Origin of the sequence: Flavobacterium sp. (assembly GCF_013822155.1) — a bacterium.
GTDB lineage: Bacteria > Bacteroidota > Bacteroidia > Flavobacteriales > Flavobacteriaceae > Flavobacterium.
In genome coordinates this window covers 19,856-33,990 of record NZ_PNJW01000032.1, presented here as the reverse complement: position 1 = coordinate 33,990, position 14,135 = coordinate 19,856, and the positions used below count along the sequence as shown (strand labels likewise).

General features: G+C 34.9%; 12 protein-coding genes. 4 read left to right on the top strand and 8 right to left on the bottom strand.

Going from position 1 to position 14,135, the window contains the following annotated elements; genetic code table 11:
- From C0512_RS09325 to C0512_RS09315, 3 genes are all read left to right on the top strand, one after another.
- A partial coding sequence (locus tag C0512_RS09325; protein WP_290860865.1) for a response regulator occupies positions 1–570 on the top strand: 570 nt, incomplete at its 5' end.
- Between the two features lie 135 nt (positions 571–705).
- Complete coding sequence (locus C0512_RS09320; protein WP_290860863.1) at positions 706–2,562, top strand: DNA topoisomerase IV subunit B; 1,857 nt, start codon at positions 706–708, stop codon at positions 2,560–2,562.
- Between the two features lie 39 nt (positions 2,563–2,601).
- A complete protein-coding gene (locus C0512_RS09315) occupies positions 2,602–5,304 on the top strand; it encodes a DNA gyrase/topoisomerase IV subunit A (RefSeq protein ID WP_290860861.1) in 2,703 nt (900 codons plus the stop codon).
- A 63-nt stretch (positions 5,305–5,367) separates the two neighbouring features.
- On the opposite strand, the gene C0512_RS09310 is transcribed toward C0512_RS09315, so the two are convergent.
- The 6 genes from C0512_RS09310 to C0512_RS09285 all read right to left on the bottom strand — a co-directional run bounded on the left by C0512_RS09310 (position 5,368) and on the right by C0512_RS09285 (position 9,311).
- Positions 5,368–6,138 (bottom strand): TerC family protein, encoded by a 771-nt coding sequence (locus tag C0512_RS09310; RefSeq protein WP_290860859.1) that lies wholly within the window; start codon positions 6,136–6,138, stop codon positions 5,368–5,370.
- Between the two features lie 38 nt (positions 6,139–6,176).
- Positions 6,177–6,545, bottom strand: a complete 369-nt coding sequence (locus C0512_RS09305; RefSeq protein ID WP_290860857.1) for a DNA topoisomerase IV — start codon at positions 6,543–6,545, stop codon at positions 6,177–6,179.
- A gap of 1 nt (position 6,546) precedes the next feature.
- Positions 6,547–6,774, bottom strand: a complete 228-nt coding sequence (locus C0512_RS09300) for a DUF6095 family protein (RefSeq protein WP_290860855.1) — start codon at positions 6,772–6,774, stop codon at positions 6,547–6,549.
- Between the two features lie 54 nt (positions 6,775–6,828).
- Positions 6,829–7,644, bottom strand: a complete 816-nt coding sequence (gene murQ, locus C0512_RS09295; RefSeq protein ID WP_290860853.1) for an N-acetylmuramic acid 6-phosphate etherase — start codon at positions 7,642–7,644, stop codon at positions 6,829–6,831.
- A gap of 171 nt (positions 7,645–7,815) precedes the next feature.
- On the bottom strand, positions 7,816–8,547 hold the full coding sequence (locus C0512_RS09290; RefSeq protein WP_290860851.1) for a ZIP family metal transporter: 732 nt from the start codon (positions 8,545–8,547) through the stop codon (positions 7,816–7,818).
- Positions 8,547–9,311: a bifunctional 2-polyprenyl-6-hydroxyphenol methylase/3-demethylubiquinol 3-O-methyltransferase UbiG gene (locus tag C0512_RS09285; protein ID WP_290860867.1), complete on the bottom strand. Its 765-nt coding sequence runs from the start codon at positions 9,309–9,311 to the stop codon at positions 8,547–8,549. The genes C0512_RS09290 and C0512_RS09285 overlap by 1 nt, the downstream gene beginning before the upstream one ends.
- 71 nt (positions 9,312–9,382) lie before the next feature.
- Between C0512_RS09285 and C0512_RS09280 the strand changes: the two genes are divergently transcribed.
- Positions 9,383–10,552, top strand: coding sequence for a THUMP domain-containing protein (locus C0512_RS09280; protein ID WP_290860849.1), 1,170 nt, complete (start codon positions 9,383–9,385; stop codon positions 10,550–10,552).
- 73 nt (positions 10,553–10,625) lie between these two features.
- Here C0512_RS09280 and C0512_RS09275 read toward each other — a convergent pair whose 3' ends face one another.
- Both C0512_RS09275 and thrA read right to left on the bottom strand, forming a co-directional pair.
- Entirely contained in the window at positions 10,626–11,546 is a 921-nt protein-coding gene (locus tag C0512_RS09275) for a homoserine kinase (protein ID WP_290860847.1), read from the bottom strand.
- A gap of 83 nt (positions 11,547–11,629) precedes the next feature.
- A complete protein-coding gene (gene thrA / locus C0512_RS09270) occupies positions 11,630–14,077 on the bottom strand; it encodes a bifunctional aspartate kinase/homoserine dehydrogenase I (RefSeq protein WP_290860845.1) in 2,448 nt (815 codons plus the stop codon).
- Positions 14,078–14,135: the final 58 nt, after the last annotated feature.

The window sequence follows — 14,135 nt, the reverse complement described above, 5'->3', positions numbered from 1 at the left end:
ACAAAAACTTATAGACAATTTGGAGGAACAGGTTTAGGATTAGTAATAACCAAGAAGTTACTTGATTTATTAGAATCAGATATTCAATTTGAAAGTGAGATTGGTATTGGGACAAAATTCTATTTTACAATAAGTCTCCCCATAAATAAACACTTTGATACAGTTGTTACAGATGATTTGCAAGAAAATTATAAAGAACAAGATCTACATGGAATGCGGGTGTTATTAGTAGAAGATAATTTGATTAACATTAAAATTGCTCAAAAAATAATGAGTCAATGGAATGTGGAAGTTGATTTAGCTGAAAATGGTCTTGTTGGTGTTGAAAAATTTAATTTGAATTCTTATGATGTTATTTTAATGGATTTATCAATGCCGGTAATGGATGGTTACGAAGCAACTTCTTTAATTAGAGAAAAAGATAAATTAATTCCTATTGTTGCTCTAACAGCCTCAGCCTCATTTGGATATTTAGACAGAGCACTTCAAATTGGAATTAATGAATATATTATAAAACCTTTTAATCCGAAAGAACTCAATATGAAATTGAGAAAATATTATAAAGGTTAGTTTTTTTATATTTGGTTGCTTTAACAATATAAAATGTATGTTTTTTGTCAATATTATTATTGATAACTTCTTTTTTTTATTCTTTTATTTCCTATTGATTTCACTTACATTAGCAGAAACTCGATATTACCCAAAATGCAAGAACAAAATCAATATACCGAAGACAATATTCGTTCCCTCGATTGGAAAGAACACATCCGAATGCGACCCGGAATGTATATCGGGAAGCTCGGTGATGGTTCTTCACCTGATGACGGTATTTACATATTGTTGAAAGAAACATTAGATAACTGTATCGATGAATACGTGATGGGTGCCGGAAAAACCATCGAAGTAACTATTAAAGATAAGTTGGTAACCGTACGTGATTACGGACGTGGAATTCCGCTAGGAAAAGTTGTTGATGTTGTTTCTAAAATGAATACCGGAGGTAAATACGATTCTAAGGCTTTTAAAAAATCAGTTGGTCTGAATGGAGTAGGGACAAAAGCAGTAAATGCATTGTCTAATTATTTCCGTGTGGAATCGGTTCGAGACAACCAACAAAAAGCTGCTGAATTCTCCGCGGGAAATCTGACATTAGAAGAAGATATTCAAGAAACAACTAAACGCCGAGGTACTAAAGTAGCCTTTATTGCCGATGAAACTATTTTTAAAAACTACAAATACCGTAATGAGTACATCATTAAAATGCTCAAAAATTATTGTTACCTCAATACGGGATTAACAATATATTACAACGGTGAAAAATATTATTCAGAAAATGGTTTAAAAGATTTATTAGAAGAAAATATTGCCGAGGAAGATATGATTTATCCAATTATTCATCTTTCAGGCAACGATATTGAATTAGCCATTACACATAGTAAATCGCAATATTCTGAAGAATACCATTCATTTGTAAATGGTCAGAATACGACGCAAGGCGGAACGCATTTGAATGCTTTTCGTGAATCAATCGTTAAAACCATTCGTGAGTTTTATAAAAAAGATTTTGACCCTTCAGATATCAGAAAATCAATTGTTTCCGCTATTGCAGTTAAAGTAGAAGAACCGGTTTTTGAAAGTCAAACGAAAACTAAATTAGGTTCTACGGATATCGGCCCAAAAGGACCAACGGTTCGTTCATTCATCAATGATTTCATTTCAAAAAAACTCGATAATTTTTTACATAAAAATCCGGAAGTAGCCGATTTACTTTTACGTAAAATTCTACAAGCCGAACGTGAACGTAAAGAACTTTCCGGTATTAGAAAATTAGCAAAAGACCGAGCGAAAAAAGCGAGTTTACACAATAAAAAATTACGTGATTGTCGAGTTCATTTAACCGATGCTAAGAATCCACGAACGTTAGAAAGTACGCTTTTTATCACGGAGGGAGATTCGGCTTCGGGTTCAATTACTAAAAGTCGTGATGTGAATACGCAAGCGGTTTTTAGTCTACGTGGAAAACCGTTGAATTCGTATGGCATGAGTAAGAAAATCGTTTACGAAAACGAAGAATTCAACTTATTGCAAGCCGCTTTAAACATTGAAGAATCGATGGAAGATTTGCGTTATAATAACATTGTAATTGCTACCGATGCCGACGTGGATGGTATGCACATTCGCTTGTTGTTGATTACTTTTTTCCTGCAATTTTTCCCGGAATTAATCAAAGATGGTCATTTATATATCTTGCAAACACCATTATTCCGTGTGCGAAATAAAAAAGAAACTATATATTGTTATAGTGAACAGGAACGAGTGGATGCCATAGAAAAATTAAAACCCAAACCGGAAATTACTCGATTCAAAGGATTGGGAGAAATTTCACCGGATGAATTTAAGAATTTTATTGGTGAAAGCATTCGATTAGATCCGGTGATGTTAGATAAAGCTACTTCCATCGAAACATTATTGGAGTTTTACATGGGTAAAAATACGCCGGATAGACAAGAGTTTATTATCAATAATTTGAAAGTGGAATTAGATGTTGTGGAGAAAAATTGATTTTAAAATAAAAATTTATTAAAATATGTTCATCATAAAATGATAAACGAAGACGAAGAAAACATCATCCCAGAAGATGAAAATGAAGAACTCAATGAGTCAAGCCAAGAACAAGGTTTTGACGACGTAAAAGTTTTTAGTAACAAACATTTTTACGAAAACGACGAAAACCCCGAAGACACCATCACCAAAGTGACGGGAATGTACAAGGATTGGTTTCTCGATTATGCTTCCTATGTAATTTTGGAGCGTGCCGTTCCTGCGATTGAAGATGGTTTTAAACCGGTTCAACGCCGAATTATGCACTCGATGAAAGAACTCGACGACGGTCGTTACAACAAAGTAGCGAATATCGTTGGTCATACGATGCAATATCATCCACACGGAGATGCCAGTATTGGTGATGCGATGGTACAAATCGGTCAGAAAGATTTGCTGATTGATATGCAAGGAAACTGGGGAAATATACTAACTGGTGACAGTGCCGCCGCTTCCCGTTACATCGAAGCTCGAATTTCGAAATTGGGTCACGATATTTTATATTCTCCTAAAATTACCGAATGGGGAATGTCGTATGATGGTCGTCGTGCCGAACCTATTAATCTTCCGGTAAAATTTCCACTTTTGTTAGCACAAGGAGCCGAGGGAATTGCCGTTGGTTTATCCACTAAAGTGTTACCACATAATTTTATTGAATTGATTGATGCTTCAATAAAGATTTTAAAGAACAAACCATTTACAATTTTTCCAGATTTTCCAACCGCAGGAATTGCAGATGTTTCCAACTATAATGATGGTTTACGTGGCGGACGAGTTCGTGTGCGTGCGAAGATTTCTCAATTGGATAAACAAACGTTGGTGATTACTCAAATTCCGTTTTCAACCAACACAGGAACGTTGATTGACAGTATTCTGAAAGCCAACGAAAAAGGTAAAATTAAAGTCAAAAAAATTGAAGATAATACGGCTGCTGAAGTTGAAATTCTAATTCATCTTCCGCCTGGCGTTTCTCCGGATAAAACGATTGATGCATTGTATGCGTTCACCGCTTGTGAAACTTCAGTTGCTCCGTTGGGTTGTGTAATTGAGAATCATAAACCGTTGTTTATCGGTGTTTCGGATATGTTGAAAATTTCGACGAATCGAACGGTGGATTTGCTGAAACGAGAATTGGAAATTCAGTTGGATGAACTGGAAAACAAATGGCATTTTTCTACCTTGGAAAAAATATTCATTCGCGAAGAAATGTACATTGATTTCAAATTGTATTCCGATAGAGAATCGTTGTATGTTTATATGTACGATCGATTCAAACCCTTTTTAAAATCATTTGTTCGAGAGATTAATGATGATGATTTACAAAAGTTGACACAAATTCCGATGATTCGTATTACTCGATTTGATTCGGATAAAGCGGACGATGCCATTGCGAAGTTGGAAGCAGAAATGGAACAAGTGAAACATCATTTGAATAACATCATCGATTTTGCGATTGATTATTTCCAAAAGTTAAAAGACAAATACGGCAAAGGAAAAGAACGTCAAACCGAATTGAGAAGTTTTGACACGATTGAAGCTACAAAAGTGGTTTTGCGAAACACCAAATTATATGTCAATAAAGAAGAAGGTTTCCTTGGAACCGGACTCAAAAAAGACGAATATGTAGCCGATTGTTCGGATATTGATGATGTAATTGTCTTTTTACGTGATGGAAAAATGATGGTGACCAAAGTGGATGATAAAAAATTCATAGGGAAAGACATTATTCACATTGCCATTTTTGATAAAAACGATAAGCGAACCATTTATAATATGATTTATCGCGATGGAAAAAATGGTTCTACTTTTATCAAACGATTCAATGTTTCCGGTGTTACTAGAGATAAATTTTACGATTTAACACAGGAAAAACCGGGTTCACAAACCTTGTATTTTTCTGCCAATCCAAATGGTGAAGCGGAAGTAGTAACCATTTTATTGCGTCAGGTTGGAAGTGTAAAAAAATTGAAATGGGACTTAGATTTTGCGGAAATAGCCATCAAAGGAAGAGCTTCCCGAGGAAATACGGTTACTAAATATCCGATTAAGAAAATCGAATTAAAAGAAAAAGGAATTTCTACTTTGCGACCACGTAAAATTTGGTTTGATGATACGGTTCAGCGATTAAACGTGGATGGAAGAGGCGAGTTGCTTGGTGAATTCCGACCCAATGATCGTATTTTGGTTATCAATCAAGCCGGAAAATTAAAAACCATTATTCCGGAATTGACTACCCATTTTGATGAAGAAATGATAGTGTTGGAAAAATGGCATCCTAATAAACCTATTTCGGCAATTTATTACGACGGAGAAAAAGACCGATATTATGTCAAACGTTTCTTGGTTGAAAACGAAAATAAAGAAGAAATCTTCATCTCAGAACATGAGAAATCACAATTAGAAATTGTTTCTACGGATTGGCGACCAGTTGCTGAAGTAATTTTTGCAAAAGTAAAAGGTATTCAAAAAGAGAATCAGACGGTTGATTTTGAGCAGTTTATTGCAATTAAAGGAATAAAAGCACTCGGAAATCAATTGACTACAGATAAAATAAAACAAGTTAACTTGTTGGAACCACTGCCGTATGAAGAACCGGAAGAAGAAGTTCCGGAGGAAATGGAAGTTTCCGGTGAAGATAATGTTACTGACGATATTCAAACTGAACTGGACGACGACGGACAAATTACATTGAGTTTAGAATAAACAAAAAATGCCTTTCAATTTGAAAGGCATTTTTTTTAATTTATTTATTTAATAGTAAGAATGTCATTTCTTCTTTCTAATTTTCATGTTAATAAACTCAACTGCTAATGAAAAAGCAATAGCAAAATAAAGATATCCTTTGGGTACAGCACCTACATGTTGTCCAACCAAAGTAGCATTTGACAAGTGCATACTTTCTGTAATTAACATAAATCCAATTAAAATTAAGAATGCTAAACCAAGTATTTGAATGGATGGATTTGCGTTAACAAAATTTCCAACCGGAACAGCAAAAAGCATCATGACACCTACTGAAATTACTACGGCAGTAACCATGATGTAGAGAGCTCCTTCAATACCGTTAGTCATACCAACTGCGGTTAAAATACTATCAACAGAGAAAATCAAGTCAATTAATAGAATTTGAACAATCACACTACCGAACGATTTGGCTGCAGAAGTTTTCATGTCTTTTTCTTCATCCCCTTTATGGTCTACTTTTTCGTGAATTTCTTTGGTGCTTTTATAAATAAGAAACAATCCACCTAAAAACAGTACCATTGCCTGACCAGTAAAACTACCGCTGAACCAACCAATATCCAAACTAAACCAAGGAGCTTTCATTGCTATTAAAAGCGTGATTCCAAATAATAATGCAATTCGCATGAACATTGCTAAAAACAATCCTAATCGTGTTGCTTTTTTGCGTTTTTCTTCGGGTAGTTTCCCTGTAACAATGGATATAAAAATGATATTGTCAATTCCTAGAACAATTTCTAAAAAGGTAAGCGTTAATAGAGCAACCCATGCATCGGGATTTGCGAATACTTCCATAAGTCAGTTTTAATTTGGTTAACGATTCTTTTACGTAATTAATTTACTTTTGTTACAATTCCTTTTTGTTTATTACTATCGCCGACAAAAGAATATTCAAAGGTATAGGTTTTTTTGTTAGTAGTTAAAATTTTCATGTGAATAGCTTTTTTTTCTATCATGCCTTTAGGATGAAGCTTTTGTAACACAAATTCACAGTCATTTATCCAACGAACAGAAGAGGTATCCGTTTTTCCACGAAAGGTTTCTATCTGTAGAGAATCATTTCGTTCAAAAATGGATATTTCTTTTTTTCCTTTAATTTCTTGTTCAAATTCAAATTGACCGGTTTTAAAATCGGTGCAATTTCTTTCTTGTTGGTAACAGGAGATGAATAATAAACTTAATAGTGGGAATATTTTTTTCATTTCAATTTTTATTTTCATCAAATAAACTTTTCATAATAATTTTAATTCCTTTAAACATAAAAGAAACAGCTGTAATACAAATAAAAATTCCGATACCTAAAACCAAATAATGCCAGTTTGTATGTTTATTCATAAACGCATTATGAATAATTACAGGTCCTAAAAACATCAATGGAATTGCTCCAACGGCATATTTTAATCCTTTAAATAAAAGTTCTTTATTATCCATCTTTTTTATATTCTAAGATTATTTACTTGAACTGCATCTGATATCTGCGACTGCTCACTGTGACTGATAACTCTCCACCGCTTTTCGAACACTGCCATGCTTTTCCAATAAAACTCCGGCTTCATCATAATTCACGGGAATTTCACTCATAACCATTCGAATACCACGATCAACCAATTTGTTATTGCTCAATTGCATATCAACCATTTTGTTGCCTTTTACTTTTCCCAGTTGAATCATTGTGGCAGTTGATATCATATTCAAAACCAATTTTTGAGCAGTTCCGGCTTTCATGCGAGAGCTTCCGGTTACGAATTCGGGTCCAACGACCACTTCAATCGGAAATTGCGAAACTTTTGACAGCGGACTTCCCTCGTTACAAGTAATACAACTTGTTGGAATGTTGTGTTGATTGCATTTTTTCAATCCACCAATCACATACGGAGTGGTTCCCGAAGCAGCAATACCAATTACAAAATCATTTTGATTGATATTGAATTCGGATAAGTCTTTCCATGCTTGTTCGGTGTCATCTTCGGCAAACTCTACAGCTTTTCGAATGGCTTTGTCGCCACCGGCAATAATACCAACAACTAAATCAAACGGTACTCCAAAGGTTGGCGGACATTCAGAAGCGTCCACTACACCCAATCTCCCGGATGTTCCCGCTCCAATGTAAAACAATCGACCGTCTTTTTGTAATTGACTCACTACTTTTTCAATTGTTTTCTCAATTTGTGGTAATGCTTTTTCAACCGCTAAAGGAACGGTTTTATCTTCGGTATTGATGTTCTGTAAAAGTTCAGAAACTGACATTTTTTCTAAATGCTCGTATTTGGAGGATTGTTCGGTGGTTTTGGTAAAAGACATAGTGCAAAATTTCACTCAAAGATAAGAGATTTTCGTTTCTCGCAAAGTCGCAAAGACGCAAAAAAAAGTTGCTGAGTTGCTGAGTTGCTGAGAAACTGAGTTTTTTTGATGATAAAGATGAAATATAATGTCATCCCAAATCAGAGAACTGACAACCAATAACAGTCAATCTTAATGCGAATGTCCCATTTCCATCACATACGCCAATAAAAATCCCAACACAATCATAGTGACTTTTGCCAGATTGAATTTGTGTCCTTCATTACTTTCAAAAATAATTGTTGAAGATATGTGGAATAATATTCCAACTACAATTGCCGAAATTTCTTTGGAATAATGTTGAGCAAAATGTAATTGTTCGGCTAATAAGGTGCCAAGTGGTGTCATCAAAGCAAATGAAAACATAAAGGCAAAAACTATGAATTTATTCATCTTCGCATTCACAAAAAATAACGTTAAAATAATAGCGATAGGGAAGTGGTGAACCGCAATTCCATAGGCCAAATTTGTGTTATCATGAATAGGAAAGCCTTCTAATAAAGCGTGAATACATAAACTAATGAACAATAACCAAGGAATTTGATTTAGTTCATTGTTTTCATCAGTATGCACATGAACGTGTCCGTGTTCAGCACCTTTGGAGAAAAATTCCAAGATGATTTGGAACAAAATCCCAATCATTATAAAAACACCTACCGGAATAGTTGAATGGACATCTTCGCCTTCATGCACATGATGTGATTCCTCGAATAATTCAGGTAATAAATGTAAAACGGTAAGCGAAAGTAAAAAAGCACCACTGAAAGCCAACAGTAATTTGATGTTTCTTTTCTTCTGAGGTTTTAAAAATAAAGCAATTAAAAAACCAAGAATAACAGCAGTAAATGTAATAATATAATGCATTATTTGAATATCAAAATTAAACGTTCAGACTGAGCTTTGTAGAATTTTCGTAGCTTGTAATCTCCAAAAACATCTAATAAATAAATCTCAGCTTCTTCCATCATTTTTTCAAAATCGGCTAATCGTAAAGCTTGTACTTTCTCGGTGAAATGAAAATTTTCACCTTTATCAGTAAAAGAAATTTCTTTGTAAATATGATTTTCTTTCTCGTAACGTTTGATGTGAAAATCAATTCCATCCACCGTTTTTGTTTCTTCGGGAATTAAATTTTCTAACACAAAATCTACATTCATAAAATCAATCACTGCAAAACCGTATTCAGATAAGCTTTCGCGAATAGCTTTTAGCGTCGTTAAATTATCAGCATCATCTTCAAAATAACCGAAACTGGTGAATAGATTGAAAATCGCATCGAATTTTTCATCGAATGAAATTCGCATGTCATGTTTTACAAAATGCAATTTTTCATTGGATGATTTTGAAGCTTCAATGATGCTATTCTCAGACAAATCAGCTCCTGTTACATCATATCCTAATTCATTTAAATAGATGGAATGACGTCCTTTTCCACAAGCCAAATCTAAAATTTTGGCATCTTCGGGTAAGTTCAAATAATGGGTGAGATTATCCATAAAAGCCTGTGCTTCCTCATAATCTCGATCTTTGTATAGAATGTGATAATAAGGTGTGTCAAACCACGAAGCATACCAGTTTTCTGTTGCAGGTTGTGAGTTGCGGGTTTCAGGGTTTTTAGATTCGGACATTAATTGAACAGTTGCTTTAAGAACGTGCAAATTTAGTGTATTTTTGCCAAGTTTTACAGATTTAAACAGACATGGAAAAGAATTTTAAGATGGTTGCCAAAACTTTTTTTGGTTTTGAAGAGATTTTAGCGAAAGAAGTTCAGCAATTAGGAGGACAAGATGTGCAAAGGGGAACTCGAGTTGTCACTTTTTCCGGGGATAAAGGTTTTATGTACAAAGCTAATTTATCGTTGCGAACAGCACTTAAAATTTTAAAACCTATTAAATGGTTTAAAGTATTTAATGAGAAGAGTTTATATGATGGTGTTTCAAGTATTGATTGGAGTCAGTTTATGACCGAAAAGCAAACGTTTGTAGTAGATGTCACCTTATATTCGGAAGCATTTAATAACTCGCAATTCGTTGCTCTAAAAACGAAAGATGCTATAGTTGACCAATTCAGAGCAAAAACTGGTGTTCGTCCGAGTATTGATAAAGACTTTCCGGACTTGCGAATTCATATTCACTTAGATCGTGACCAATGTACGGTTTCGTTGGATACTTCCGGTGAATCGTTGCACCAACGTGGTTACCGTTCAGCAACTAATATTGCTCCAATTAATGAAGTTTTAGCAGCAGGAATGTTGATACTTTCGGGTTGGGATGGTACTTCTCATTTTCTTGACCCGATGTGTGGAAGTGGAACCATTTTAGCTGAAGCAGCTATGATTGCTTGTAATATTCCGGCAAATATCAATCGAAAAGAATTCGCTTTTGAAAAATGGAACGATTGGGATAATGAATTATTTGACCAAATTATCGATAGTTTGATGAAGAAAACCAGAGAGTTTCATTATACCATCAAAGGGTACGACAAAGCTCCGAGTGCCGTTCGAAAAGCCCAAGACAATATTCAGAATGCCAATTTAGACGATTATGTGACCATTGAACAAAAAGACTTTTTTGAAACCGAAAAACAAACGGACGGTCCACTACACATGGTTTTTAATCCACCTTATGGTGAACGTTTGGATATTGATATGGAACGTTTTTACCGTGAAATTGGTGATACTTTCAAACAAAGTTATCCCAATACACACGCTTGGTTTATCACTGCCAATTTGGAAGCGTTGAAATTTGTGGGATTAAAACCTTCCAGAAAAATCAAATTATTCAACGGAAAATTAGAAGCAAGGTTGTTGAAATATGATATTTACGAAGGAAGCAAACGAACGAAGTTTCAGAATAGGGAAGAGGAGTAGTCTTTGTAATCTTGTCATTACGAAAGAGGAATTGCTGTATAAGATTCCTCTTTTATAATATGAAAAAGTAATTTTACATCACTTTCACCCCTTCCTCAAAAACCTTTGAAACATATATATCGAATCCAATTCCAGTTTTTGAATAGATTTTTTTAATTCCGTCAGCTACATTTTTAGCTGTTTTTAAACCTTTGCTCAAAGCATAAATAGAAGGTCCGGAACCTGAAATTCCGCAACCTAACGCACCGTTTTCTAAAGCAGATTTCTTCACCTGATCAAATTCTGGAATTAAGTTTTTCCGATACGGTTCTGCCACAACATCTTGCAAACATCGGCCAATTAATCCGTAATCTTCGGTGTATAATCCGCTAATGAATCCACCTAAATTTCCCCATTGTGTGATGGCTGTTTTTAACGGAATTTCTTTGGGTAAAATGTTTCTGGCTTCGGAAGTTTTTACTTCGATATGCGGATGTATGATGGTGACAAACAAATCATTCGGACTATTAATTTTAATCACTTCCAATGGATTGTAACCGCGAACCAAGGTAAATCCGCCTAATATGGCTGGTGAAACATTATCTGCATGATAACTTCCACTGGCTAAAAATTCGCCTTCCATGGCAAACGGAATCAACTCTTTTCGATGCAATGGATTTCCTAATAATTCATTGATACCTACCACCACTCCGGCAGCACTGGCAGCACTGCTTCCGATTCCACTTCCGGCTTTAATTTTTTTGTGGATTTCAATTTCAAACCCAAATTCTAAATCTAAGTGATTTAATAATGCTAATCCGGCAACACCGGCTACATTTTTATTGGTTTCCAAAGGCAAATCGGCTCCGGTTATTTTGGTAATTCGGATTCCTTTTTCTTTGACTTTTCTGATAATCATTTCATCGCCAATGTTTTCTAAACACAAACCCAATACGTCAAATCCGCAGGATAAGTTGGCTACGGTGGCAGGGCAGAATATTTTTATTTGGTTCATTTTTTAAAAGGTTCTAAGGTTCTAAGGTTCTGAGGTTCTGAGGTTGCTTAGCACCTTAGAACCTTAGTGCCTCAACACCTTTATTATACATTTCCAATCCGAATCACATCCGCAAAAATACCTGATGCAGTTACTGCGGCACCGGCACCTGCTCCTTTGATGATTAACGGTTGATCGATATATCTATCAGTGAAAAATTCAACAATATTGTCTTTTCCTTCTAAATTATAAAACGGACTTTCTTTTGGAATGAATTGTAAACCAACACCGGCTTTTCCGTTATCGAATTTAGCGACAAATTTCAAACGACATTCTTTTTCTTTGGCTTCTTTCAATAATTTTTCAAAATGACTAGAATGTTTGGTTAAGGATTTGAAAAAGTCTTCATTATTGGTGGTTTCCATACATTCTTTTGGTAAGAAAGAGATATTTTCGATGTCTTCCATTTCCATTTGATAGCCGCTTTCGCGAATAAGAATCAGAATTTTACGAGCCACATCCACACCGCTTAAATCAATTTTTGGATCGGGTTCAGTGAAACCTTGCACGCCGGCTTCTTTTACCACATCGTGAAAATTATAGGTTTCGCTGAAATTATTAAAAATGAAGTTCAAACTTCCGGATAAAACGGCTTGAATTTTATGAATTCTATCTCCGGATGCAATTAAGTGTTTCAACGTGTCAATAATTGGTAAACCTGCACCAACATTGGTCTCAAACAAAAAGGGAGCATTGTATTTTCGCGATAAGCGTTTTAAATTCTGATAGTTTTCATAGTTAGATGAACAAGCTATTTTGTTGCAAGTAACTACCGCAATATTTTTGCGTAAATAATGTTCGTAGGTTTTTGAAACTTCTTCATTTGCCGTGATATCCACAAAAATACTGTTACGAAGATTGAGTGTTTTTGTCTTTTCAATAAAATCAGCTTTCGAAGCTTTTTCACCAGTATCCAAAGCTGTTTTCCAATCTTTTAGCGAAATTCCTTCTTCATCGAAAACCATTTTTCTGGAATTGGAAAGAGCAATTACACGCAGATTTATTTTTAAATTTTCTTTTAAGAATTTCTTTTGTTGGTGAATTTGTTCGATGAATTTTTCACCAACATTTCCAACGCCCATTACAAATAAATTTAATTGCTTGGTTTGTTCTTCAAAAAAACGCTCATGCAATGTATTCAATGCTTTTTTGACATCATTTTCATTGATTACCACCGAAATATTTCGTTCGGAAGCACCTTGAGCAATCGCCCGAATGTTGACGTTGTTTTTACCTAACGTACTAAACATTTTTCCGCTGATACCTTGGTGATTTTTCATTTGTTCACCAACTAAAGCGACGATGCACAAATCTGTTTCAACGATGCATGGATTGATTTTATGTTGAGCAATTTCGAGTTCAAATACCTTGTCAATAGCAGTTTTAGCAACTGCTGCGTCTGCATTCAAAATACCAATACAAATGGAATGTTCAGAAGATGCTTGTGTGATGAAAATTACACTAATTGCGTGATTCGACAATACTTCAAACAAACGTTTGGAAACTCCGGCAACGCCAACCATTCCTGAGCCTTCTAACGTAATCAACGCGATTTTATCAATATGTGAAATTCCCTTAATTGGGTTTCCATTAGCGTTAGATTCTGATGAAATATAGGTTCCGAATGCATCCGGTTCAAACGTATTTTTTATCCAAATAGGAATATTTTTACTCAAAACCGGCTGAATAGTTGGAGGATAGAGCACTTTTGCTCCAAAATGCGACAATTCCATTGCTTCTTCATACGTGATTTTTTTAATCGGTTGAGCTTGTTTGACTAGTTTCGGATTGGCAGTAAACATACCGTTGACATCTGTCCAAATTTCCAATTCTTTTACATTTAAGGCTGCAGCCATAATTGCTGCAGTATAATCGGAACCACCGCGACCCAAAGTAGTGGTATTTCCATCGGTAGACGAAGCGATGAACCCCGGAATTACGGTTACTTGTGATGAATTGGATTTAAAATAATCAGTAATGGTTGCATTAGTAATTTCAAAATTTACTTCCGCTTTGCCAAAATTACTATTGGTTTTGATGAGTTCGCGACTGTCTTTAAAACTACTGTTGCCCACTTTTTGTTTTAGTGCTTCAGCGATGATGTAAGAGGATAGTAATTCGCCAAAGCTTACAATCATATCAGAAGTTCGTAAGGTCAGTTCTCCTAACAAATAACATCCATCCAATAAAGTTTCTAAATAGGAAATGTTCTTTTTGCAATAATGTAATAAAGCTGTCTGCTCGTTTATAGGAACTAATTCTTTTATGGCTTCCAGATGTTTTTTCTCAATTTGTAAAACTACATCGCGGTAAGAATCATCATTGGTAGACGCTTTTTGTGCTGCTGATAAAAGTAAATCGGTGACACCACTAAAGGCAGAAACAGCGACGATTAGTTTATCTTGTTTAGATTTTTGTTCAACAATTTCGAGAACTAACTTTATATTTTGAGCATTGGCAACCGAAGTTCCGCCGAATTTTAATACGTTCATTTGATTATTTATTACTTGAAAATATATATTTTTATTTTATTCTATCGAATAAGCATAT

What these genes read in the sequence shown, in the direction of transcription:
- C0512_RS09320 (WP_290860863.1), top strand. Translation starts at nt 706, where the DNA reads ATGCAAGAACAAAATCAATATACCGAAGACAATATTCGTTCCCTCGAT.
- C0512_RS09315 (WP_290860861.1), top strand. Translation starts at nt 2,602, where the DNA reads ATGATAAACGAAGACGAAGAAAACATCATCCCAGAAGATGAAAATGAA.
- C0512_RS09310 (WP_290860859.1), bottom strand. Translation starts at nt 6,138, where the DNA reads ATGGAAGTATTCGCAAATCCCGATGCATGGGTTGCTCTATTAACGCTT.
- C0512_RS09305 (WP_290860857.1), bottom strand. Translation starts at nt 6,545, where the DNA reads ATGAAAAAAATATTCCCACTATTAAGTTTATTATTCATCTCCTGTTAC.
- C0512_RS09300 (WP_290860855.1), bottom strand. Translation starts at nt 6,774, where the DNA reads ATGGATAATAAAGAACTTTTATTTAAAGGATTAAAATATGCCGTTGGA.
- murQ (WP_290860853.1), bottom strand. Translation starts at nt 7,644, where the DNA reads ATGTCTTTTACCAAAACCACCGAACAATCCTCCAAATACGAGCATTTA.
- C0512_RS09290 (WP_290860851.1), bottom strand. Translation starts at nt 8,547, where the DNA reads ATGCATTATATTATTACATTTACTGCTGTTATTCTTGGTTTTTTAATT.
- C0512_RS09285 (WP_290860867.1), bottom strand. Translation starts at nt 9,311, where the DNA reads ATGTCCGAATCTAAAAACCCTGAAACCCGCAACTCACAACCTGCAACA.
- C0512_RS09280 (WP_290860849.1), top strand. Translation starts at nt 9,383, where the DNA reads ATGGAAAAGAATTTTAAGATGGTTGCCAAAACTTTTTTTGGTTTTGAA.
- C0512_RS09275 (WP_290860847.1), bottom strand. Translation starts at nt 11,546, where the DNA reads ATGAACCAAATAAAAATATTCTGCCCTGCCACCGTAGCCAACTTATCC.
- thrA (WP_290860845.1), bottom strand. Translation starts at nt 14,077, where the DNA reads ATGAACGTATTAAAATTCGGCGGAACTTCGGTTGCCAATGCTCAAAAT.